This is a genomic window from Methylobacterium sp. 142-1Y, from assembly GCF_057747795.1.
Window position 1 is genome coordinate 1378543 of the sequence record NZ_CM173224.1, and the last position, 21089, is coordinate 1399631.

Annotated in this window: 20 protein-coding genes and 3 tRNA genes; 11 read left to right on the forward strand and 12 right to left on the reverse strand. The window is 71.7% G+C overall.

Features of this window, described 5'->3' with window-relative positions; all coding sequences use genetic code 11:
• Positions 1-37 precede the first annotated feature (37 nt).
• Positions 38-113, reverse strand: a tRNA-Glu gene (locus tag AC3AOF_RS06395).
• Between the two features lie 308 nt (positions 114-421).
• Between AC3AOF_RS06395 and AC3AOF_RS06400 the strand changes: the two genes are divergently transcribed.
• The gene (locus AC3AOF_RS06400; RefSeq protein WP_236991560.1) at positions 422-733 is read left to right on the forward strand and encodes a PilZ domain-containing protein; all 312 of its coding nucleotides are present in this window, start codon (positions 422-424) and stop codon (positions 731-733) included.
• A gap of 97 nt (positions 734-830) precedes the next feature.
• Here the strand turns inward: AC3AOF_RS06400 and AC3AOF_RS06405 are convergent, their stop codons facing one another.
• Positions 831-2213 (reverse strand): class II 3-deoxy-7-phosphoheptulonate synthase, encoded by a 1383-nt coding sequence (locus tag AC3AOF_RS06405; protein WP_236991559.1) that lies wholly within the window; start codon positions 2211-2213, stop codon positions 831-833.
• 322 nt (positions 2214-2535) lie between these two features.
• On the opposite strand from AC3AOF_RS06405, the gene AC3AOF_RS06410 reads away from it, so the two are divergent.
• The 3 genes from AC3AOF_RS06410 (at position 2536) to AC3AOF_RS06420 (ending at position 6588) form a co-directional block, all read left to right on the forward strand.
• On the forward strand, positions 2536-4347 hold the full coding sequence (locus tag AC3AOF_RS06410) for an adenylate/guanylate cyclase domain-containing protein (protein WP_488347999.1): 1812 nt from the start codon (positions 2536-2538) through the stop codon (positions 4345-4347).
• A 175-nt stretch (positions 4348-4522) separates the two neighbouring features.
• Entirely contained in the window at positions 4523-5551 is a 1029-nt protein-coding gene (locus tag AC3AOF_RS06415) for a phosphatase PAP2 family protein (RefSeq protein ID WP_488348000.1), read from the forward strand.
• Between the two features lie 29 nt (positions 5552-5580).
• Complete coding sequence (locus tag AC3AOF_RS06420) at positions 5581-6588, forward strand: G1 family glutamic endopeptidase (RefSeq protein WP_488348001.1); 1008 nt, start codon at positions 5581-5583, stop codon at positions 6586-6588.
• Positions 6589-6615: 27 nt separating this feature from the next.
• Here the strand turns inward: AC3AOF_RS06420 and gor are convergent, their stop codons facing one another.
• The 4 genes from gor to rpiA form a co-directional block, all read right to left on the reverse strand.
• Entirely contained in the window at positions 6616-8028 is a 1413-nt protein-coding gene (gene gor / locus AC3AOF_RS06425; RefSeq protein ID WP_236991555.1) for a glutathione-disulfide reductase, read from the reverse strand.
• Positions 8029-8033: 5 nt separating this feature from the next.
• Complete coding sequence (locus tag AC3AOF_RS06430; RefSeq protein WP_488348002.1) at positions 8034-9254, reverse strand: O-antigen ligase family protein; 1221 nt, start codon at positions 9252-9254, stop codon at positions 8034-8036.
• The gene (locus tag AC3AOF_RS06435) at positions 9251-9793 is read right to left on the reverse strand and encodes a DUF2059 domain-containing protein (RefSeq protein WP_236991553.1); all 543 of its coding nucleotides are present in this window, start codon (positions 9791-9793) and stop codon (positions 9251-9253) included. The genes AC3AOF_RS06430 and AC3AOF_RS06435 overlap by 4 nt, the downstream gene beginning before the upstream one ends.
• Before the next feature lie 63 nt (positions 9794-9856).
• The gene (gene rpiA / locus AC3AOF_RS06440) at positions 9857-10567 is read right to left on the reverse strand and encodes a ribose-5-phosphate isomerase RpiA (protein WP_236991552.1); all 711 of its coding nucleotides are present in this window, start codon (positions 10565-10567) and stop codon (positions 9857-9859) included.
• Between the two features lie 232 nt (positions 10568-10799).
• Between rpiA and AC3AOF_RS06445 the strand changes: the two genes are divergently transcribed.
• Together AC3AOF_RS06445 and AC3AOF_RS06450 are read left to right on the forward strand one after the other, a co-directional pair.
• The gene (locus AC3AOF_RS06445; protein ID WP_236991551.1) at positions 10800-11336 is read left to right on the forward strand and encodes a hypothetical protein; all 537 of its coding nucleotides are present in this window, start codon (positions 10800-10802) and stop codon (positions 11334-11336) included.
• Positions 11336-11569 (forward strand): hypothetical protein, encoded by a 234-nt coding sequence (locus tag AC3AOF_RS06450; RefSeq protein WP_488348003.1) that lies wholly within the window; start codon positions 11336-11338, stop codon positions 11567-11569. The genes AC3AOF_RS06445 and AC3AOF_RS06450 overlap by 1 nt, the downstream gene beginning before the upstream one ends.
• A gap of 37 nt (positions 11570-11606) precedes the next feature.
• Here the strand turns inward: AC3AOF_RS06450 and AC3AOF_RS06455 are convergent, their stop codons facing one another.
• Positions 11607-12011, reverse strand: coding sequence for a hypothetical protein (locus AC3AOF_RS06455; protein ID WP_236991549.1), 405 nt, complete (start codon positions 12009-12011; stop codon positions 11607-11609).
• 179 nt (positions 12012-12190) lie between these two features.
• On the opposite strand from AC3AOF_RS06455, the gene gph reads away from it, so the two are divergent.
• Complete coding sequence (gene gph / locus AC3AOF_RS06460; protein ID WP_236991548.1) at positions 12191-12889, forward strand: phosphoglycolate phosphatase; 699 nt, start codon at positions 12191-12193, stop codon at positions 12887-12889.
• A gap of 350 nt (positions 12890-13239) precedes the next feature.
• Here the strand turns inward: gph and AC3AOF_RS06465 are convergent.
• The 3 genes from AC3AOF_RS06465 to AC3AOF_RS06475 form a co-directional block, all read right to left on the reverse strand.
• A tRNA-Val gene (locus AC3AOF_RS06465) sits at positions 13240-13314 on the reverse strand.
• A gap of 124 nt (positions 13315-13438) precedes the next feature.
• Positions 13439-13513 (reverse strand) — tRNA-Val (locus tag AC3AOF_RS06470).
• A 76-nt stretch (positions 13514-13589) separates the two neighbouring features.
• Positions 13590-15380 (reverse strand): ABC transporter ATP-binding protein/permease, encoded by a 1791-nt coding sequence (locus tag AC3AOF_RS06475; protein WP_488348004.1) that lies wholly within the window; start codon positions 15378-15380, stop codon positions 13590-13592.
• Positions 15381-15926: 546 nt separating this feature from the next.
• Here AC3AOF_RS06475 and AC3AOF_RS06480 point away from each other — a divergent pair.
• The 4 genes from AC3AOF_RS06480 (at position 15927) to AC3AOF_RS06495 (ending at position 19279) form a co-directional block, all read left to right on the forward strand.
• Complete coding sequence (locus AC3AOF_RS06480) at positions 15927-16559, forward strand: 2OG-Fe(II) oxygenase (RefSeq protein WP_488348005.1); 633 nt, start codon at positions 15927-15929, stop codon at positions 16557-16559.
• 245 nt (positions 16560-16804) lie between these two features.
• Positions 16805-17611, forward strand: a complete 807-nt coding sequence (locus tag AC3AOF_RS06485; RefSeq protein ID WP_488348006.1) for a hypothetical protein — start codon at positions 16805-16807, stop codon at positions 17609-17611.
• A gap of 155 nt (positions 17612-17766) precedes the next feature.
• The gene (locus AC3AOF_RS06490) at positions 17767-18681 is read left to right on the forward strand and encodes a ParA family protein (RefSeq protein ID WP_236991544.1); all 915 of its coding nucleotides are present in this window, start codon (positions 17767-17769) and stop codon (positions 18679-18681) included.
• Positions 18671-19279, forward strand: coding sequence for a hypothetical protein (locus AC3AOF_RS06495; RefSeq protein ID WP_488348007.1), 609 nt, complete (start codon positions 18671-18673; stop codon positions 19277-19279). Before AC3AOF_RS06490 ends, AC3AOF_RS06495 begins: the two co-directional genes overlap by 11 nt.
• Positions 19280-19288: 9 nt before the next feature.
• Here the strand turns inward: AC3AOF_RS06495 and AC3AOF_RS06500 are convergent, their stop codons facing one another.
• Both AC3AOF_RS06500 and AC3AOF_RS06505 read right to left on the reverse strand, forming a co-directional pair.
• Positions 19289-20257, reverse strand: a complete 969-nt coding sequence (locus tag AC3AOF_RS06500) for a Brp/Blh family beta-carotene 15,15'-dioxygenase (protein ID WP_488348008.1) — start codon at positions 20255-20257, stop codon at positions 19289-19291.
• Positions 20258-20263: 6 nt separating this feature from the next.
• Complete coding sequence (locus tag AC3AOF_RS06505) at positions 20264-21022, reverse strand: bacteriorhodopsin (RefSeq protein ID WP_236991541.1); 759 nt, start codon at positions 21020-21022, stop codon at positions 20264-20266.
• Between the last annotated feature and the right edge of the window lie 67 nt (positions 21023-21089).

Consider the following 21089-nt stretch of genomic DNA (forward strand, 5'->3'; position numbering starts at 1 on the left):
ATCGTGTCAAGCAGCATTATACGGAAGGTCCGGCCGGTGGCGCTCCCAAGGGGACTCGAACCCCTGTTTTCGCCGTGAGAGGGCGACGTCCTAGACCGCTAGACGATGGGAGCTGGCCCGGCGGGATGACGGGGGTATAGCGACGGTTCAGACGGGGCGCAACCCTCTTGGTCGGCGATTTCGGCGGCCATGTCGGCCATCCATGTCGGTGGGTCAATTCGACCGGCTATGGCACCGGAGCTTGGCGTGCCGGAGGCCCGCACGCCCTGGGGCGGCGATTGTCGAGAAAGCAAGCAGGAGTGGTTTAACCCTGCCGCTCAACACCGCGCCGCGTGCGTGGATGGCCCTGCTCCCGATCGGATGCGATCGCGTTACCCCTGGTATCGCTATGACGTTGCGGCATGTCGGAGCCTGGGTTGGGATGAGCGAGGGACCAATCATCGCGGCCGGAGGTAGAGCGGATGCTCGGGTCCGTTCCCCCGAAGACAAGCGGAGCCGGCGCCGCTACGGCACGGTGATGCCGGCGACGGTGGTTCTGCCCGATTACGGCCGCATCCCTTGCGTCGTGCGCGACCTGTCGGCCACCGGCGCGAAGATCAATCTCTCCCGCCGCCACATGCTGCCGGACCGCATCTGGATCGTCATCCCCCAGATGACCGTCACGCGGCGGGCGAGACTGGTCTGGCGGAACGGCGAGTTCGCCGGGGTCGCGTTCGACCGGCCGTTGGAGTGATGCGGTCCTCGCTCGACGCGAAAAGGCCCGGGACGGGGGCCGCCTAAAAGGCGGCCCCCGTCCCGGGCCTCATCGTCGTCCGGCTATGTCGGAACGTCTATTCCGCCGCCTCGATCTGCGGCCGCTCGTGCTGCCGGCGCTCGCGCTTGACGAGGTCGGCGGTCAGGAAGGCCACTTCCAGCGCCTGCTCGGCGTTGAGGCGCGGGTCGCAATAGGTGTGGTAGCGGTCGCGCAGATCCTCGGCCGTCAGGGCGCGAGCGCCGCCGGTGCACTCGGTGACGTTCTTGCCGGTCATCTCGAGGTGGATGCCGCCGGCATGCGTCCCTTCCGCCTGGTGGATGTCGAAGAAGCCCTGGATCTCCTTCATCACCCGCTCGAACGGCCGGGTCTTGTAGCCGCTCGCCGTCACGGTGTTGCCGTGCATCGGGTCGCAGGACCACACGACGTTCCGGCCCTCGCGCTCCACCGCCCGCACCAGGGCGGGCAGATGGTCGCCGACCTTGTCGGCGCCGAAGCGGCAGATCAGGGTCAGGCGGCCGGCTTCATTCGTTGGGTTCAGCAAGTCCACGAGTCTAATCAGGTCGTCGGCCTTCAGCGACGGGCCGCATTTGAGGCCGATCGGGTTCTTGATGCCGCGAGCGAACTCGATATGGGCGTGGTCGGCCTGGCGGGTGCGGTCGCCGATCCACAGCATGTGGCCCGAGGTGGCGTACCAGTCGCCGCTGGTCGAATCGACCCGGGTCAGGGCCTCCTCGTAGCCGAGCAGCAGCGCCTCGTGGCTGGTGTAGAAATCGGTCTGGCGCACCTCCTGGTGCGTCTCCGGGTTGATGCCGATCGCCCGCATGAAGTCGAGGGTCTCGGTCATGCGCTGCGCCAGGTCGGCATAGGCCGAGGACTGGGGCGAGTCCTTGACGAAGCCGAGCATCCAGCGATGCGCGTTCTCGAGATTGGCGTAGCCGCCGGTCGCGAAGGCGCGCAGCAGGTTCAGCGTCGCGGCCGATTGCCGGTACGCCTCGATCTGCCGGCGCGGGTCGGGAATCCGCTCCGCTTCCGAGAAGCCGATGCCGTTGACGATGTCGCCGCGGTAGCTCGGCAGGGAGACGCCGTCGACCGTCTCGGTCGGCGAGGAGCGGGGCTTCGCGAACTGCCCGGCGATGCGGCCGATCTTCACCACCGGCGACCCGCCCGCGAAGGTGAGCACCAGCGCCATCTGCAGGAAGACGCGGAAGAAGTCGCGGATGTTGTCGGCGGAATGCTCGTCGAAGCTCTCGGCGCAGTCGCCGCCCTGGAGCAGGAACGCCTCGCCGGCCGCCACCTTGGCCAGGTTCTGCTTCAGCTTGCGCGCCTCGCCGGCAAAGACCAGCGGAGGAAAGCTCGCGAGCTGCCGCTCCACCGCCGCAAGGGAAGCGGAATCCGGATAATCCGGGACCTGCTGAATCGGCAGCCGCCGCCAGCCAGTGGGGGTCCAACGCTCGCTCATCGTCCTCTCCTCGCGCACCTCTTCGATAACCGGTCAGGTCGGTCGCGGAAGCCGGGCTTATAGGGGGGTTTGGGCGATCGCGCGAGGGGTCTTTCCGCAACGGGCGGGCAGGTCGCCGCGTCCCCGGCGCCGTTGCGGCGGTCCGTGCGCGCCTTACCTGCGGTTGTGCTTGTCCCCGGCCTCACTTGCCGCTGGATCCGATCGTCAGTACATGACAGTCTTCGCACCGGATCGGTGCCGCCATGATTGCCTCTATATTGATCATCAGCTCCGCCGCAACGCTTCGGATTGTTCGCTCTTCGATCGCGCGAGGCCTGCCGCGATGAGCGGGCGCCGACGATCGCCGCCGCCGGCCGGCCCCGCCGCCGCGGCACCCGGAACGGGCGCGCCGGGCGGGATGGAGCGCTGCCTCGCCGCCATCCTGGTCGCCGACGTGGTCGGCTATACCCGGCTGAGCGAGATCGCCGAGGAGGCGACGTTCCGCCGCCTGAAGGCCCTGCGCGGCGGGATCATCGATCCCGGGGTCGCCGCCCATGGCGGCCGGATCGTCAAGAACACCGGCGACGGCTTCATCGCCGCCTTCCCGGCGGCCGCTCCGGCGGCGGATTGCGCCCTCGCGCTCCAGCGCCGGATCGCCCGGGCGACCGAAGACGATCCCGAGGAGTCGCGGCTCCTGTTCCGGATGGGGGTCAACCTCGCCGAGGTCATCGTCGAGGACGGCGACGTGTTCGGCGACGGCGTCAACGTGGCGGCCCGCCTGCAGGCCTATGCCGAGGCCGGCGACGTGATCGTGTCGGAGGCGGTGTTCGCCGCGGCGAGTGCCGAGGCGAGGGCGCGGGCGATCGATCTCGGGCCGCTGCCCCTGCGCAACCACGCCCGGCCGGTGCAGGTCTTCGCCCTGCGGGCCGGCTCCGGCCCGCGCACCGGCGAGAGCGCGCCGGGCACCGAGGCGCGGGCCTCGATCGCGGTGCTGCCGTTCCGGGGCGGCCAGCCGGGCCGCCCGACCCTGGCCGACGGCTTCACCGACTGGATCGTGCGCGCCCTGTCGTCCTTGCGCGACCTGTTCGTGATCTCCCGCGGCTCGACCCTGGCCTATCGCCGCCGGCACACCGACCCGGCGGCGTTCGGGCGCCGCCTCGGCGTGCGCTACGTCATGGACGGGGCGATCCAGCACCATGGCGGCCGGCTGCGGGTCTGCACCACGCTGATCGAGTGCGGCACCGGCGCGGTCGTCAGCGCCGACCATCACGAGGGCCTCGTCGACCAGGTCTTCGCCCTCCAGGATGCCATCGCCCTCAAGCTGATCCGCCACCTCGCGCCGCATGTGCGCGAGCGCGAGCTGCAGCGGGCCCTGCGCAAGCACCCGGCGAGCCTGACGAGCTACGACCTGCTGCTCCAGGCCCTCGACCAGCTCCACAAGATGGATCCCGACAGCTTCGCCCGGGCCGGGGGGCTGCTGCAGCAGGCGATCGCCCTCGATCCCTCCTACGCGCCGCCCTTCGCCTACGCGGCCTGGTGGCACGTCCTGCGGGTCGGCGAGATGGGCTCGCCCGATCCCGACGGCGACGGACGGGCGGCGGCGGAGCGGGCCCGGGCGGCGATCGCGCGGGACGGCGACGATCCCCTGGCGCTGGCGATCTACGGCCACGTCCAGGCCTTCAGCCTGCGCGACCCCGCGACGGCCCGGCGCTTCCTCGACCGGGCGATCGAGGCCGGCCCGAGCGTCGCCATCGCCTGGACGATGAGCAGCGCCGCCCACGGCTTTGCCGGCGACGGCCGGCTGGCGGTGCGGCACGGCGAGGAGGGCCAGCGCCTGGCGCCGAGCGACCCCTACACCTTCTGGCACGAGGGCCTGCTCGCCCAGGCGCACTACGTCGCGGGCGACTACGACGAGGCGGTCGCCTGGGGCTTGAGCGCGGTGGCCCGCAACCGCGCCATCCGCTTCACCCTGCGTATCCTCGCGGCGAGCCTGGCGGCGGCCGGCCGGTTGCCGGAGGCGCGGGAGGCGGCGGGCGAGCTGATGCGGCTGCAGCCGGATTTCCGTCTGAGCGTCTACGCGCCGCGCTGCCCCTTCGCCCCGCCGGTCCTGACGCGCTGGCTCGACCATCTGCGGGCGGCCGGGCTGCCCGAGTGAGGGGAACGAGGCGACCCTCGCCGAAAGGATGAGCGGCCTGCGCCGGAAGCGGGTCTGGCCCGGATGCGGGCCGGCGGCACCATCCGGAACGGCCTCATCCCGGCTTCCCGGAAGGTCCGGGCCGGACGGGCGAGACTGGGACGCGAGACTGGAACTTGAGCCGGGGAGGGGAGCGATGACCGGCAACACGGGGAATACGGGCAACACCGGCAATACGGGCAATACCGGCAATGCAGGCCTCGACGGCGATGCCGGCGGCGGCTGGTTCGTGCCCGACCGGGCCGATTTCCCGTTCTCCCTCGAGGTGACGGGGACCGGCGAGGAGATCGGCTCCCTGCGGCGCCGGGTGTTCATCCGCGACGAGACCCCGCCGGGGGACACCCGCAAGACGCTCGCCTTCCGCGCCGCCGACACGCCGAACGGCCGCTCCCTGGCCTTCGAGAACCGCGCCTGGGCCGGGCGCTGGTACGCCTACCGGGTGCTGCGCGAGTTCGCCGCGTCCGCCTGGGACACCGACGCGCTCAGCGACCACCTCGCCGGGATCCTCCTCGCCCTGAACCTCAAGACCAAGGACCCCGCCCACCTGAAGACCGACCAGGAGATCGAGCTCGACGAACTCGTGGCGATGGCGCGCAACGAGCGCGCCGCCGCCCTGGGCGAGATCCTGGCCCAGGACGTCGAGTTCGTCACCGCCTTCATGGAGGCCCTGTCGATCACGCCGGGCTCGCATCCGCGCACCTACCGGGTGCTGCACGCGGCGAGCCTCGTCGGCTCGTTCGCGGCCCTGCGCTTCAAGGAGGCGTTCGACCGGCCGCGGCCCTCCTTCCTGTGCCCGGCCCTGCTGCCGCCCGTGCCGGTGCCCGGGCATGCCTCGTTCCCGAGCGGCCACGCCACCCAGGCGCGGCTGATGGCCCGCTGCGTGGCCTATGCGCTGCGCCTCGCCGGCCTGCCCTACGCCGAGCGCCTGCCGGCCAACGCGACGCTCAAGGCGCTCGCCCGGCGCATCGCCCGCAACCGCGAGATCGCCGGGCTGCACTACCCCAGCGATTCGACCGCCGGCCGCGTCCTCGCCGACGCGGCGTTCCGGGTCCTGTCGCAGCATGCCGGCACCGGGCTCGCCCGGGCGGACTATGCCCTGCCGGCCTTCGGCGATGCCGTCATCAAGGCCGCCCGGGAGTTCAACCCCGAGTTGGTCCTGCCTTAGGACGCGCCGTGATCAGGGAGGTGGACGCGATGACCCAACCCCCCAAGCAGCCTCTACCCAAGCAGCCTCTACTCAAGCCCCCGTCGCCGCTGCCGATCCGGCCGCTGCCGCTGCCGCCCGCCGGTTTCGACCCGTCGACGGCGCAGCCCACCCTGGTCCTGCGCTACGGCCTGCCGGCGCCGCGGCCCGGGGACGGCCCGGCGGCGGCGGCGTTCCGCCGTGCCTTCCTGGCCCCGCCCGCCGGCCGGCCCCTGCTCTTCGTCGAGGCGGTGCCGCCGGGCGCGGCGCCCGGGCCGGTGACCGTCCGCACCCACGGCCTCGTCCCGGCGGGCCGCAGCGTCAACTGGTCGGGCGGGTCGCTCGCGGCCGAGGGCGCCCGCAGCCTCGTGGGCGTGATGGCGCGCTGGCGCGTGCCCGCGGTGTCGGGCGCGGCCGGCCGGCCGGCGCGTGCCTCGGCCTGGATCGGCTTCGACGGCCAGGGCTTCTACCGCAATGCCAGCCTGCCGCAGATCGGCACGCTGCAGGCCTGGGACGGCGCCGGCGCCCATTACGAGGCGTGGGTGCAATGGTGGGCCCGGGGCGAGGAGCACGCGCCCCAGACCCTCGGCCTCGACGTCGCGCCCGGCGACGAGGTCTCGGCGATGCTCACGCTCCTCGACCCCGCGACGGTGCGGTTCAACCTGAAGAACGAGACCACCGGCACGATGCTCCAGGCCTTCGACGTCGCGGCCCCGGGCGGGCGGCACGTCTCGGGCGCCACCGCCGAGTGGATCCTGGAACGCCCGAGCCCGCTCGGTTCCGACGGCTGGCATCCCTATCCGCTCGCCGACTACGCGACCTGTCCGTTCACCGCCTGCCTGGCGCAAACCCGCGGCCCGGGCGAGGCCGCGCCGAGCGAGCACGACCTCGCCCGGGCGAGCCTGATCCGCATGATCGCGATCGAGGCCGATCCGGCCCGGATCCGCACGATCTCGTACCCGGCGCGGGTGGCCGGCGACCCGCGGGCGCTGAGCCTGACATACGGGTCGCCGTTCTGAGGGCGTCCCGCATCAATGGAAACTGGCTCACCCCACCGCCACCGGCTGCTTGACCACCGAGGGGGTGCGCATCGTCACCAGTTCCTCGCCGGCCGTCGGGTGGACTGCGATGGTGCGGTCGAAATCGGCCTTCTTGGCGCCCATCGTCACCGCGATGCCGACCGCCTGGATGATCTCGCCGGCATCGTGGCCGAGCACGTGGACGCCGACGACCTTGTCGGTCGCCCGCTCGACGATGATCTTCATCAGGATCCGCTCGTCGCGGCCCGACAGGGTCGCCTTCATCGGCCGGAACCGGGCCTCGTAGACGTCGATCTCGCCGCAGAGACGCCGCGCCACCTCCTCGCCGTGGCCGACGACGCCGATCTCCGGGGTCGAGAACACCGCGGTCGGGATCAGGTCGTGGTCGACCGCCCAGGGTTTCTGGCCGAACACCGTGTCGGCGAAGGCGTGGCCCTCGCGGATCGCGATCGGGGTGAGAGCGGCGCGGTTGGTCACGTCGCCGACGGCGTAGATCGAGGGCGCGGCGGTCTGCGAGAACCGGTCGACGGGGATCGCCCCGACCGAATCCAGGGTGATGCCCGCCTTCTCCAGCCCGAGGCCGGCGACGTTGGGGCGCCGCCCGGTCGCCACCAGCACCTGGTCGACCAGGATCTCGCTGCCGTCGTTCAGGGTGGCGCAAATCGCGCCGTCGCGCCGGTCGAGGCGGTGCACGGTGGTGTTGAGGCGCAGGTCCATCCGCTTGGCGTAGGCCTCGCCGAGGGCCTGGCGGATCTCGCCGTCGAAGCCGCGCAGCAGCCGGTCGCCGCGGTGGAGCAGGGTGGTGCGGGTGCCCAAGGACGCGAACACGCCCGCGAACTCGACCGCGATGTAGCCGCCGCCGACCACAAGGATCCGCTCGGGCTGGGTCTCCAGCTCGAACACCTCGTTCGACGTGATGGCGAGCTCGGCGCCGGGGATCAGCGGCTCCTTCACCGGGTGCGCGCCGACCGCGACCAGGATGTGTCGGGCGCGCACCCGGGTGCCGGAGCGGACCAGGCGCACCGTGTGCGGATCCTCGATCACCGCCCGATCGGCCACCACCTCGACGCCGGCCCGCATCAGGTTGGTGGCGTAGATGCTCTCCAGCCGCGTCACCTCGGCGTCGCGCCTGGCCTTCAGGGTCGCCCAGTCGAAGCGCGGGGTGCCGACCTCCCAGCCGAAGCCGGCGGCATCCTCGAACTCGTCGGCGAAGCGCCCGGCATAGACCATCAGCTTCTTCGGCACGCAGCCGCGGATCACGCAGGTGCCGCCGACCCGGTACTCTTCCGCGAGCTGCACCCGCGCGCCGTAGCCGGCGGCGATGCGCGCCGCCCGCACCCCGCCGGAGCCGCCGCCGATCACGAACAGATCCACATCGAACTCTTGCTCGCCGAAAGCCTGGTCTCGGGTCTCGGTCATGGGGCTCACCGCTCGTCCGTTAGATCTTGCGACTGATACTGCAAGGCGCGCAGCCAGGCGATGGCGGCGCCGACCCCGGCGGTCCACCAGGCCTGCCAGGCGCCGTGCTCGACGAAGGCGACGATGCCGGCGCACGCCAGCAGCGCGAGCGCGGTGCTGCGCGGGACCGTCGTCCAGGCCGACAGGGCGCGCAAGGTCAGGACCAGGACGAGTGCGGCGAGCGTCGCGCCGACGACGCCCAGCTCGGCCCAGACCTGCAGGAAGCTGTTATGCGGATGCCCGACCGCCAGCATGAAGCGCATCTCGGGCTCGATCCGCTCGGCCGCCGGCACGTCCTGGAAGCGCCCGGATGTGCCGTAGCCGGCCCCGCGCCAGGGATCGGCGGCGACCGCCGCGCCGAAGCTGCGGGCGATGGCGACCCGGGCCCGGGTGGAACTGCCGGCGAGCCGCTGGTGCAAAGCCTCCGGCATGGTGCGGGCCAGGAGATCGCCCTCGACCGGCGCGAGGATCAGCGCCCCGAGGAGGGCGGCGCCGGTGAGGCCGATCCCGGCCCGGGCGGGCAGCCAGCGCAACGCGCAGACGGTGAGTGCGCCGGCGGCGAGCCCCAGCACCGTCGCGCCGCTGACCGAACGCCAGGCCGCCACGGCGAGACATGCAGCCACGAGCGCCGCAAGGCCGCGCCGCCCGGTGGCGGCGAGGAACGCCACCAGGGGGAAGGCCAGCAGCATCATGATGAGGAGCGGCCGGTTGAACGCGAAGGCGGCGACGCGTTGCCCCAACGCCTCGCGGATCATCAGCCCGGAGGCGAGGTCCGCCACCACGTAGGCACAGGTCGCGATCATCACCCAGGCCGCCGGCCCGGCGACGCTGGCCAGATGCGGCGGCGCCAGGCGCGCCACCAGGTAGGCGCCGGCGAGCGCCGGCAGGAACTCGGACAGGGTGCGCAGCGACAGGCCCGGCAGCGGGCTCCAGGCGAGGCTCAATCCGCACCACGCCAGGAAGGCGAGCGCCGCGATCCCGACCGGCGTCGCGAGCGGCGCGACGAGGGGCGCCCGCAGCGGACGCCCGGCCAAAGCTGCACCTGCGAGCAGCAGGAGCCCGGCGAGGCCGACCACTACCGGGCTCGACCGGTTCGCCACGGCCATGCAGGCCGGCAGGGCGGCGATGACGATCGCGCCGAGACGATCGAGCGTCTCGGCCCGCTCTCCGGCCGTGCGGGCGGTCACTGCAGCTGGTGGCCGCGCTTGCCCATCTCGGCCCGCACCCGGACCATCATGTATTCCGAGACCTCCTGGGTCCAGGTCTGCATCGCCTGCACCATGTCGTCGAGCACCTGGGGTTGGGTCTCGACGTAGCGCTTGCCGGCGGGCGAACGGAAGAAGGTGGCGATGTCGCGCAGCTCGGCTTCAGTGAGCTTGTTGGCGTAGATGCGCGAGGCGGTCTCGATGATGCGCTGCTTCTGCAGCTCCAGCTCGGGCTGCAGCTTCTCGATGACGTCGTTGAGGTCCTTGGTCAGCTCGGGCCGGGTGACCGCCGCCTGCCTGATCTGCTCGCCGAAGGCCGGGAGGATCGAGTCGAACGAGCGGGCGATGCCGGAGGAGAGCATCACCTCCTTGGCCAGCGCGAGGTGGCTCGGGGTGATCGCGGCCTGCTGCGGCGCGGCGGGTGCTGCCGGGGCGGCGGGCTTCGTCTGGGCGAGGGCGGGGCTCGACACGGACACGGCGAGGAGACCCGCCAGGAGGAGTCGGGTACGGCGCGGGGACATCGATTGGCTCCGGAAGGCGGCGCCCGCTCGGGGGCGGCCGTGACGAACGAGGCGGGCGGCGCGTCAGGCCGCCCCGAGGGTGACGATGCGGGGCTGGCCGTCGGCCGCCTCCGCGACGATCGCGCCGGTGGCGAGGCCGAGGAACAGGCCGTGCTCGACCACGCCCGGCACCGCCACGAGGGCGCGGGCCAAGGCCTCCGGATCGGGGATGCGGGACAAGCCGGCATCGAGGATCAGGTGGCCGCCATCGGTCAGGAACGGCGCGCCGTCGGTGCCCTTGCGGACGGAGAGCGGCCCGGCGCAGCCGGCGGAGCGGATCGCCGCCGCGACCGCGAGCGTGGTGGCGACGAGGCCGAAGGGCACCACCTCGATCGGCAGGGGGAAGCGCCCCAGCGTCTCGACGCGCTTGGCCCCGTCGACGATCACCACCATGCGCCGGCTCGCCGCCGCCACGATCTTTTCGCGCAGCAGCGCGCCGCCGCCGCCCTTGATGAGGCGGAGCTGCGGGTCGATCTCGTCGGCGCCGTCGACCGTGAGGTCGAGGTCGGGCGTCTCGTCGAGAGTGGTGAGCGGGATTCCCGCCGCCTCGGCGGCCCGGCGCGTCGCCTCGGAGGTCGGCACGCCGACGACCTTGAGCCCGGCCCGCACCTTCTCGCCGAGAAGCTCGACGAACAGGGTCGCGGTCGAGCCGGTGCCGAGGCCGAGGCGCATGCCGTCCTCGACCAGCCCGACCGCCCGGGCGGCGGCGGCGCGCTTGAGCTCGGCGGGGCTCACCGCCGGCCTCCGCGGGATTGACGGATCTGGGACATCGGCATGGCGTCTCGATTCGATTGTCTCGTCCGCCGTGACGCACCCCTGGGGCGACAGCAAGGCGGGCGGGGCGTCCTCACGGCCGGCCCCGCTGATCGAGAGGCCCCCTAGCACGGGGCCAGGGGAGGCGGAAGCGGCGATCCGGCCTCGCCGGGAGACGATGCCGATGCTAGACTCGGTCCGACGAGGCAAGCCCATGATCGATGCCGCGATCATCGACCTGACGTATCATCTCAGCCGCCAGCCTCCGGCGATCGTCTCGCCTCACCTTGCCGTGCGGGGCGCGGCCACGGCGCGCGCGTCCGAACGGCTGGTCCGCGATGCGGAACGATGGAACGCCGAATGGGCGCGCGACGCCGAGGCTCAGGTCGATGCGCTTCGGCTTCGGATGGAGAAGGGGCCGGTCACGACACAGGATCTGCGCCAGCTCGACCGGCTGATCGACCTGCTCACGGAACAGACCGACGCCCAGGCCGCGACGTTCCGCAGCCAGGAGAAGCGAACCCGGCGGTTCCTGAAGCAGGTCAAGGCACGCGCGCCCGACGAGGGCGCGCGGCTCACCGCCGAGCGCGACCGCCTGTTTGCCGCCTATGCGCGGTCCTGCCTGATTCGCTTCGACCTCATCCTGGCTTTGCGGGCGCTCCGCGCGACCTACGATCCTGCCGCGCGGTCCGGCCCGATCTTCACCGATCCGGCCGCGCTCGAGGAGTATCTGCGCGCGCCGGCGGCCTGATGGTGGCACTCCGGCTCTCGGACCGCTTCCGGGAGCGGCTCGCCCTCCTGTCCGAGGGGCGGCGCGAGCATGTCATCAACCGGCTCATCCGCTTCCAGCGCGCCCCGCAGGAGCGTCAGCTGCGCCTGCGGCCGGACCTGATCGACGGCGAGACCGTCTATACGGCCGTCGATTGCGGCGGGCACGAGATCATTGGGGAATGGGAGCGGGCCGCTGGGCCGCGCACGACGTGACCCGTCGTGGATCCGCGCGCCCGCCGCCTCGAATCGTTCAAGGCTTGGCCGCCGGCGCCGCGCTGCCGGCATTGCCCTGGGGGGTGCAGACCACGGCGTCGTCGAGGACGTAGCAGATGCTCATCGCGCCGGTGCGCTGGTTGACCCGGAAGACGCCGGCCTCGCGCAGGTGACGCGAGGCGACCAGGCTGTAATCGGACGGGGCCTGGGGGCCGGCGCCCTCGCCGGGGCCGAAGCACAGGGTGGTGCCGATCGTGTTCTCCTGCAACCCGTACTGGCAGGAGATGACCTCGCCGGTGGCCTTGTCGACCCGGTAGACCCGGTTGAGATCGGCCTGGGGGGCCGGCACGAACTCGTAGGAGGCGGCATGCGCCGCGCCCGCGGCGAGCAGCCCGGCCGCGATTCCGGCGGCCCTGATCCGATAACCCGCAATCCCCAGCATGGCGGCCGCTCCTCGCACGCATCGCGACGACGGCCCATGCCTGCGCGGCGGCCGACTCGTCCGTTTCGGGCTGTTATAGCTCGGCCCCGCTTGTCCCGGGCTTGCCTCGCCCACGGGTTCCGCCCCGCTTCGCCCGCCTGTATGGGAGGCGTCCCGACGCCTTGAGCCAGCGAGAGACTATGCCGACCACCAGCCCCGACGCCCTGCCGCCGATCGTCGTGTTCGACCTCGACGGCACCCTCGCGGAGACCGCGGGCGACCTGATCGGCACGCTCAACATGATCCTGGAGCGGGAGGGATTGCCGTCCGTGGCGGTCTCGCAGGCGCGGGAGCTGATCGGGGCGGGGGCGCGGGCGCTGATCCAGCGCGGCTTCGCGGCGGGCGGACGCGAACTGACCCCGACCCGGCTCGACGAACTCTTCCGGGTGTTCCTGGCCCATTACGGCCAGCATCTCTGCGAGGTGTCGCATCTCTTTCCCGGCGTCGTGGACTCCCTCGACCGGCTGGAGGCGGCGGGCTACCGGCTCGCGGTCTGCACCAACAAGCCGGAGGACCACTCGGTCCGGCTCCTGGAGCTGCTCGGGATCCATGGACGCTTCGCGGCGATCTGCGGCCGCGATACATTTCCCTACTTCAAGCCCGATCCGCGCCACCTCACCGAGACGATCGTGCGGGCCGGCGGCGATCCGGCCCGGGCCGTGATGGTGGGCGATTCGCGCACCGACGTCGCCACCGCCAAGGCTGCCGGCATCCCGGTGGTGGCGGTGCCGTTCGGATATACCGACGTGCCGGTGGAGGAGCTGGAGCCGGACGTGGTGATCCAGCATTTCGAGGCGCTGTACGAGGCGGTGCGGCGGCTGGATCCGGGCGTGGCCTGACACGCTCCATCGTCATCCGGGGTCCTGCCGCAGGCGGGACCCCAGGGTGACCCTGAGGGGGCAGCGATGGCCACGGTACACGACAGGACCGTTCACGTGAGGCTTTGGTCTTTCCCACCCGCGACCTCATCCTGAGGTGCCCACGCAGTGGGCCTCGAAGGAGGGCTCCAGGGATCGCAGAGGCTTCTGGAGCCCTCCTTCGAGGTCAGTCGATCTTCGATCGACTGACACCTCAGGATGAGGTTGAGGGTGGGAGAGCCCCATCGCCTGCAGGCTTCAGGCTGCTGTCGTGTCACGTGAGCAAGATCGCCGGACGAAACCCTAGCGGATCGAAAATCTGGAGAAAGAAGTGGTGGGCGCGACAGGGATTGAACCTGTGACCCTTCGCGTGTGAAGCGAATGCTCTCCCGCTGAGCTACGCGCCCGCCGATCGGTCCCGTGCGGGGTGTGATGCGGCGTAAGAGCCGAATCGCGGACCGAACCTGTCTCGATGGCAGGATCGCTCGGCGACGGGACGCCGGGATCGAAGCCATCCAACTCTAAAAAGGGTGGTGGGCGCGACAGGGATTGAACCTGTGACCCTTCGCGTGTGAAGCGAATGCTCTCCCGCTGAGCTACGCGCCCTGTGAGCCGGCTTCTAGGCGGGGCGACGCGGCGCGTCAAGGCGCTTCGTCGCCCCGTCTCCGGCTCCTCGCTCCGACTACTCTGCTGGCACCGCCGCGGCGAGGTCGGTCGGCACGAAGCGGCCGTCCTCGCGGCGGGTCATGTCGATCCGCCGGTCGTGGAAGGCGGTCAGCGTCGAGCGGTGGCCGATCGACACGATGGTGGTGTCCGGAAGCTCCGTGCGCAGCATGCGGTAGAGCGCGGCCTCGGTCGGCTCGTCGAGGGCGGCGGTGGCCTCGTCGAGGAAGAGCCAGTCGGGCCTGGCGAGCAGCGCCCGGGCGACGGCGAGGCGCTGCTGCTCGCCGAGCGACAGGGCCTGCGCCCAGGGCGCCTCTTCGTCGAGGCGATCCGCCAGGTGCGGCAGCCGCGCCGCCTCGAGGGCCGCCCGGACCGCCGCGTCGTCGTGGCGCCCGGCGGGCTCCGGATAGGTCGTGGCGGCGCGCAAGGTCCCCATCGGCAGGTAGGGCCGCTGCGGCAGCAGCATCAGGCGCGCGCCCTCCGGCGTCGTGACCGAGCCCTCGCCGAAGGGCCAGATGCCCGCGATGGCGCGAAACAGCGTCGACTTGCCCGAGCCCGAGGGGCCGGTGAGCAGCGTCGTCTCGCCCGGCCGGAACGAGAGGGCGGGCGCCTCGGCGATGCGCCGCCCGTCCGGCAGGTCGAGGGCGAGGCCCTTGAGGTGGAGACCCGCCCCGCTCGCCGGCCCGACCGCCAGCGCGCTGCCCGCCGCCATCGCGTCGGCCCGGTTCATCGCCGCGTCGAAGGTGGTGAGCCGGTCGACCTGCGCCTTGTAGTCGGCCAAAGTCACGTAGAACGTGATGAAGAACGACATCGTGCTCTCGACGCGCGAGAACGCGCCGGCGGTCTGCGTCATCACCCCGAGCGGGATCTGGCCGGCAAAGTAGTACGGCGCCACCAGGATGTAGGGGATCACCACGTTGACCTGCTGGTAGCTGACCGTGAAGGCGGCGAGCTTCTTGCGGCGGTCGACGATGGCATAGAAATTCTGGATCAGGGCGGAGAAGCGGTCACCGAGCGAGACCTTCTCGGCCCGGGAGCCGCCGAGGAGCGCCACCTGCTCGCCGTATTCGCGCAGGCGGGCGAGCGAGAAGCGGAAATCCGCCTCGCGGCGCTGCTGCTCGAAGTTGAGCCCGACCAGCGCCTTGCCGATGCGGTGGGTGATCCAGGTGACGAGCGCCGAATAGATCAGCGCGCCCCAGACCAGGAAGCCCGGCACGTGCCAGTCGATCCCCGGCACCGTGAAGGCGGCCGAGATGTTCCACAGGATCACCGAGAACGAGATCAGGTTCGACACCGCCGACAGGAAGCTGATGGTCAGCGACTGCGTCGTCTGGGTGAACTGGTCGATGTCGTCGGCGATGCGCTGGTCGGGGTTGTCGGCCTGGGCACCGGAGAAGCCCATGCGGTAATGGGTGTCGTTGCCGAGCCAGCGGTCGACGTAGTGCCGCGTCATCCAGGCCCGCCAGCGGATGCGCAGGAACGACTGGATCACGTACTGGATGATGGCGCTCGCCACGTAGACCGCGGCCCAGAGGCAGAACACCGAGAACAGGAGCGACCAGAACGCCGCCGCATCCTTGCTCTGGATGGCGTTGAACCAGTCGCGGTTGAAGTACGACAGGCGGACGTTGATCGCGACCTGAGCGAACTCGATGCCGATCACCAGGGCCGCCATGGTCAGCGCGACCCAGCGTTCCTGCATCTTCACCGCCGGCAGCGGCCACAGCCGCACCGTCGTGACCTCGCGGGTCGTGTAGTAGGGATAGGCCAGGCGCCAGATCTGCAGGAGGGCCTGCTTCAAGCCGTGCATCGCGGTCTCCGGGCCGCCCGGCGGGCGGGCCTCATGCGGGCCCGCCTCTCAAGGCGGCGGGCCGGTGATTCGGTGGCGGTCGGGAGCGCCTGGCCTCGCGTGCCTCTCGCGACGCTCCCGGTCGCCGTCATCGCGGCGGGACTCTCGCGAGGGCATCCGAAGCCCGCGGCCGTCCGACCCGCCATGGGTCAGCCCCGTGGCAGGACCATGGCGCCGTTGCCGTTGCAAGTTAAACCCCGTTCACGCGTCAAGCCCGGTCCCCTTGCGGCAAGGCGTCGAACATCGGTGCGCGCCCCCGCGCGCTCGCCGAGACGTGAACGCACGGGGCCAGACCTGGGGCGCGTAGCCAAGGGCCGCGGTGCCCCGCCGCTGCCGCAATCCGCCCCGATGGTCCGCCGGTGTTCCGCGTGCCCCACGCCTGGAGCCGCGCGCGATCGCGTTGCGATCGGGGGCGGCTCCGGGTCTTCGATCTTGCAGCGTCTTCTCCGACGAACCGGTATTCGCTTCGCCGGAGAATGCTCCAGCCTGACGAGTGCGATTGCTCCCATGTCGTCCCTCTCGATCCTCGATGTCGACGCCGTGCGCGCCGCCCCCGTGGCGCACGACCCCTACCAGTACTTCCTCGGCCGGCAGGTCCTGCGCCCGGACGCGGTGCCTGAGCTGAAGCGCGACTTCCCGGCCATCGCCAAGCCCGGCTACCTCACGGTGGACGAGGTGCAGCTCACCGGCCGCTTCAAGGACCTGATCGAGGAACTGGAGAGCGACGCCTTCTCGCGGGTGCTGGGCGAGAAGTTCGGCATCGACCTCGTCTCCTGCCCGCGGCTCACCACGATCATGCGCCGCTCGCAGCCGAAATACGGCGCGATCCACACCGACGGCCCCTCGAAGGTGATGACGCTGCTCGTCTACATGAACGACGAGTGGGACGCGCCGGAGGCCGGGCGCCTGCGGGTGCTCTACGACGGCGAGCGGTTCGAGCCCTACGCGGTCGAGGTGCCGCCGACCATGGGGACGATGTTCGCCTTCCTGCGCGCCGACAATTCCTGGCACGGCCACCGCCCGTTCGAGGGCGAGCGCCGGGTGGTGCAGGTCGCCTGGGTGAAGGACGCGGCCGAGCTGGAGCGCAAGCGCAAGCGCAACCGCACGGCGCAGTTCCTGAAGGGCATCTTCGGCCGCTAGAGCGTTTTCCGACGGAGCGGATACCGGTTCGTCGCAGAAAATGCGGCAAAATCAAAGACCTAGAGAGCTTCGCGATGGCAGCGCGATCGTGAAGCGCTCTAGGCAAGTTTGCCCCTCGGGACAGTGTCCGCCGGGCGACACCGACGATTTCGCTGCGCGCTCGGTCCCGAAGCCCATGTCCATGAGGTTCGCGCGCGCTCTAAGACTTGACCGCCGGCATCCGTCGGGGGACCCTTGGGGGCATCATGAGGGCGTTTCACCGCGCGGGCCTTTTCGCGGCCGGCCTGTTCGTGCTGGCCGGCGCGGCCAGCATGGCCGGGCCGGGCCGGGCCGTCGCGCAGTCGGACCTCGAGATCCCCGCCGACCCGCCGGTCCTGTCGAAGCCTTACCGCTCGACGATTCCCATCTATCGCCGCCGTCCGCCGCCGGATGCGGTGCCGACGGAGGCGGGCCAGCCGGCGAGCACCTGGCGCGAGCCGCCGGGCCGGGTCGGCGCCCGCGATGGCGCGGCGCCGCTGCGGGATGCGGGCCCGGACGAGTCCGGCTTCGGTCCGGTCAAGCCCGCCCCCGCCCACGACCTCGCCCCCCGCGACCTCGCGCCCGAGGACGATCCGGAGGACAGGACGCCGGCCCCGCCCGTCCGGACCGCCACGCCGCGGCCGAAGCCCGAGCCGCGCGAGGAGGGCCGGGCGGAGCGCGAGCGGCCCGTCAAGGAGGCTCCCCGCGCGGTCGAGGCGATGGGGGACGCCGACGAGGACGTGCCACCGGCCTATGCGGGCGTGTGGGGACCGGGCCTTGCTGCCTGCTCCAGCCGACGCTCCGCCCGCCACGGCCTGCTGCCGGCGGTGATCCGGCCGGGCAGCGCCCGGGCCGGCAAGACTGTGTGCCGGTTCCGGAACACGCGGCGCGAGGGGCGGAGCTGGACCATGACCGCCTCGTGCAGCAGCGCCGGCCGCCACTGGACCTCGCGGGTGCGCCTGACCGTGGCGGGCAGCCGCCTGACCTGGGCGAGCGAGCGCGGCTCGGCCACCTATACCCGCTGCGGCGGCTGAAGCAGGGAGCGCCCTGCAACCGGCCTTGACTTGCCGCAAGCCCCGGTGGTGGAAAGGGGACCCGCCGTGAAGAGAGCCCCGATGGCCCCGTTCCGCCCGCCCGCCGCGACGACGCTGCGGACCCGCGCCCCCGCCGAGCGGCCGGGAATCCGCACATGACCGGCAAGCCCGTTTCCGGCAAGCTCGTTGCTGTCGCCAACATGAAGGGCGGCGTCGGCAAGACCACCAGCGTGGTGATGCTGGCCGATGCGCTGGCCGCCGGCGGCGCCTCGGTGCTGGTGATCGACCTCGACCCCCAGGCCAGCGCCTCGGTGTGCTTTGCCGGCGACGGGATCCTGGCCGAGATGATCACCGGGGGCCGCACCCTCGACTATTACCTGGGCCTGCGCATCGTCGACCGCGACAAGGCCGCCCTGCCGGACTTCATCCGCGACTACGTCTCGAGCACCACCCATCTCGGCGAGCCGCTGCCGATCTCGCTGCTGGCCTCCGGCCCCTCCTTGCGCATCGTCGAGCGCGAGATCATCTACGCGCTCACCAAGCGCAAATACTCGATGCACGCCATCGAGGGCCACCTGTGGAAGCTGTTCCAGGAAGACTTCGCGCCCTTGCGCGACCAGTACGACTACGTGCTGTTCGACTGCGCCCCCGGCATCTCGCCGATGACCGAGGTGGCGATCCGGGCGAGCGACCTCGTGGTGGTCGCCTGCATCTCGGACTTCCTGTCCACCTACGGCCTCAAGGCGTTCTACGAGACGATCTGGGGCGTCGGCAGCGCCTCGGAGAGCATGCTGGCGCCCAAACGACCCCCGCACGTGCTGATCACCCGCTGGCAGAACACCAAGCAGCAGGCGACCACCTACGCCACGCTCCAGGAGAGTGCCGCTGCGGAAGGCGCGCGGTTTCGACTGTTCAGGACCCGCGTGCCGCAATCGGCGGCCCTGGCGAACGCGCTCACCCTGGAGTATCAGACCTTCGCCAACAAGTATCGTGACGCCAGCCGCGACCTGATCGGCGAGGTGATCACCCCGGTGGTGGCCGAGCTGAAGGAGGCCCTGGATGGCGCTTGAGATCGACGGCCTCGCGGTCCTGTGCGCGATCGCGGAGGCGCCGGAGGCCTTCCCGGCGATCCGCAGCGACGTCACCAAGGCCGCCCACGCCCTGGTGACGAAGCAGCTGAAGGCCAAGACCCTGGATCTGGCGGGCCTGCGGGCGGTGCGCGAGGCGCTGGGCCCCCAGCCCCTGGCGCTGATCGTCGACGGGCTGAAGGATGCCGAGGTCAAGGCCCTGGTCACCCGCCTCGACAAGCACCACCCGGACCTCAAGGACGGACCGGCGGTGGCGCATCGCCGCCACCTGATGGCGCTCGCCGCCGACCTCGACCCGGTCGCGGCGCCGGTGGCGAAGCCCAAGTCCGCGAAGGGTCCGGCCAAGGGGGCGGCCAAGGAGCCTGCCAAGGCGAAGCCCGCCGCCAAGGCGGTCCCGGAGAAGGCGGCCCACGAGACGCCCGCGGCGGCCCCGGAGCCCGCCGAGATGCCCGCGCCGCCGGCCCGCCCGGCCTCCGAGAAGGCTCGCGCCCTGGTGCGCGGCAAGACCGCCCCCGCCGACGCCCTCGCCTCGGCGGCGATGGCGGCCCGCCCGCCGCGGCGCCCGCGCCAGCAGGAGTGAGGCGGTGGCTCACCGCCCACCGCGGTGGGAACGGGATCGCGCATCGGCCCGCATCGCCGACCACTCGACCCACCCGTCCAGCAGCAGGTGCGGCAGGGTCAGGGCGGCGAGGAGCTGGAGCGTCAGTGCGAGCAACCGCTCGACGCCGTGTCCCTGCGGATAGGTCGGCCATAGCAGAAGGCCGACGACCAGCGTGAGCCCGAAGACCGGCAGCGCCAGCAGGACCGCCCGGCCCATTCCGTCCACCGCAGGCGCCCGGACGGGGTCGTCGGCCAGCGCCCGCATGTGCCGCGGCGCGTGCAGGCAGACGAAGTAGAGCCCGAAGGCGCTGAGAGGCGGCAGGACCAGGAAGGCGAGGCCCAAGGCGGCGACCTCCGCGAGCACGCGCGGGGCAGGCCGGCCCGCGATGAGCCAGGCGAGGGCGAGGCCGAGCCAGGCCCAGGCGGATGCCGTCCACCATGTCGGCGGCACCGGCATCGCGGTGTGGGTCACCACCGCGAAGATGCGGGCGGTCTCGTCGGGGCTCGCCAGGGCCGGTAGCGCGACCGGCAGGCCGCCCCTGACGAGGGCCTCGATCGGACGACCCGGCCCGGCATCCTCCCGGCCGAAATGCAGGACCGACAGGCCGAGGAACCCCGCGAGGGTGGTCCCGGGGGCCAGCCTCCACGCGATCAGGACGGCCGCGGTGAGCGCGAGATAGGGGGCGGCGAAGACGGCGAACCAGGCCCGGCCGAAGCGCGGGCGCAGGAAGGGTCTCGCCACCTCGCCGTCGAGGGCGCCGTGCGGCACGCCGAGACCGATCACCAGGGCGAGGACGGCGAGCCAGCCCGCCTGCCGCGGCAGCAGGGCGGTCGCAGCGAGAAGCAGGGCGGCCGCGGGGAGCAGGCAGGACGCCGCTCCCCGAAGGAGGCCGGGCCGCAGGATCTGCGGCATCGGCGCGCCGGCCAGCGCCGGGATCGGGGAAGGCCGGCGCATCATCGGCGCCTACTCGGCCGCCGCGAGGTGGGGGCGCACCGGTGCCGCCTTGCCCTCGGCGAGGTCGCGCTCGACCCGCTTGGCGGTCTGCATCGTCGCCATCACGCCGTAGACGACCTTCGCCACGAGATCGAGCACCGCGATGATGCCGAGGCCGAGCGCCGGACCGAGCAGACCGAGCCCGTCGTCGCCGAACAGGAGCACGACCGGATAGGCGAGCCAGATCACCGACAGGAACACGGCGTTGCGCAGGAAGTCGGCGCGGGTATCGTCCCGCTCGCGGGCGTTCTCTTGGCGCAGCTGCACGAAGATGCCGTAATATACCGCCAGGAAGGCGCCGCAGGAGATCGCGAACCAGGTCCATTTCAGCCACGCCACCTGACTCAGGCCGAAGACCAGCGCGGTGACGATCATGATCAGATCGGAGCCGATCATCCCTCCGACGACCGCCCGGCGGCGCATGCCGCTGTGCATCGCGGTGTTCGCCAGGCCGAGCAGCAGCAGCGGCGTGGTGAACGACCAGTCGATATAGCGGGCGAAGTAGAACGCCCGGGTGGCGGTGCCGGCATCCGGCCCGGCCGGCAGGACGATGCTGCCCTGCCCGGTCGCCATCGCGAGATACGAGCAGGCGGCGATGATCGGCACGAGGCCGTGGATGATGGTGTCCGTTTCCTCGGCCGGCGTGCGGCTCTTGCCGATGAACAGGATGAGGGCAGCGCCGACGCTCATGCCGGCGAAGCCGAGCCAGAGCCAGAATTGAGGTGACATCAAATCGTCCGTTGCTCGAAGGACAGGACCATTGCGGCGGCTCGGATCGGGCCGTTGCAGCGCGGCA

Bases quoted from the DNA above. Each gene is read 5' to 3' on its own strand.
- AC3AOF_RS06495 (WP_488348007.1), top strand. From the start codon at position 18,671: ATGGCGCTTGAGATCGACGGCCTCGCGGTCCTGTGCGCGATCGCGGAG.
- AC3AOF_RS06500 (WP_488348008.1), bottom strand. From the start codon at position 20,257: ATGATGCGCCGGCCTTCCCCGATCCCGGCGCTGGCCGGCGCGCCGATG.
- gor (WP_236991555.1), bottom strand. From the start codon at position 8,028: ATGACCGAGACCCGAGACCAGGCTTTCGGCGAGCAAGAGTTCGATGTG.
- gph (WP_236991548.1), top strand. From the start codon at position 12,191: ATGCCGACCACCAGCCCCGACGCCCTGCCGCCGATCGTCGTGTTCGAC.
- AC3AOF_RS06410 (WP_488347999.1), top strand. From the start codon at position 2,536: ATGAGCGGGCGCCGACGATCGCCGCCGCCGGCCGGCCCCGCCGCCGCG.
- AC3AOF_RS06485 (WP_488348006.1), top strand. From the start codon at position 16,805: ATGAGGGCGTTTCACCGCGCGGGCCTTTTCGCGGCCGGCCTGTTCGTG.
- AC3AOF_RS06420 (WP_488348001.1), top strand. From the start codon at position 5,581: ATGACCCAACCCCCCAAGCAGCCTCTACCCAAGCAGCCTCTACTCAAG.
- AC3AOF_RS06445 (WP_236991551.1), top strand. From the start codon at position 10,800: ATGATCGATGCCGCGATCATCGACCTGACGTATCATCTCAGCCGCCAG.
- AC3AOF_RS06505 (WP_236991541.1), bottom strand. From the start codon at position 21,022: ATGTCACCTCAATTCTGGCTCTGGCTCGGCTTCGCCGGCATGAGCGTC.
- AC3AOF_RS06405 (WP_236991559.1), bottom strand. From the start codon at position 2,213: ATGAGCGAGCGTTGGACCCCCACTGGCTGGCGGCGGCTGCCGATTCAG.
- AC3AOF_RS06435 (WP_236991553.1), bottom strand. From the start codon at position 9,793: ATGTCCCCGCGCCGTACCCGACTCCTCCTGGCGGGTCTCCTCGCCGTG.
- AC3AOF_RS06480 (WP_488348005.1), top strand. From the start codon at position 15,927: ATGTCGTCCCTCTCGATCCTCGATGTCGACGCCGTGCGCGCCGCCCCC.
- AC3AOF_RS06400 (WP_236991560.1), top strand. From the start codon at position 422: ATGAGCGAGGGACCAATCATCGCGGCCGGAGGTAGAGCGGATGCTCGG.
- AC3AOF_RS06455 (WP_236991549.1), bottom strand. From the start codon at position 12,011: ATGCTGGGGATTGCGGGTTATCGGATCAGGGCCGCCGGAATCGCGGCC.
- AC3AOF_RS06415 (WP_488348000.1), top strand. From the start codon at position 4,523: ATGACCGGCAACACGGGGAATACGGGCAACACCGGCAATACGGGCAAT.
- AC3AOF_RS06475 (WP_488348004.1), bottom strand. From the start codon at position 15,380: ATGCACGGCTTGAAGCAGGCCCTCCTGCAGATCTGGCGCCTGGCCTAT.
- AC3AOF_RS06450 (WP_488348003.1), top strand. From the start codon at position 11,336: ATGGTGGCACTCCGGCTCTCGGACCGCTTCCGGGAGCGGCTCGCCCTC.
- AC3AOF_RS06490 (WP_236991544.1), top strand. From the start codon at position 17,767: ATGACCGGCAAGCCCGTTTCCGGCAAGCTCGTTGCTGTCGCCAACATG.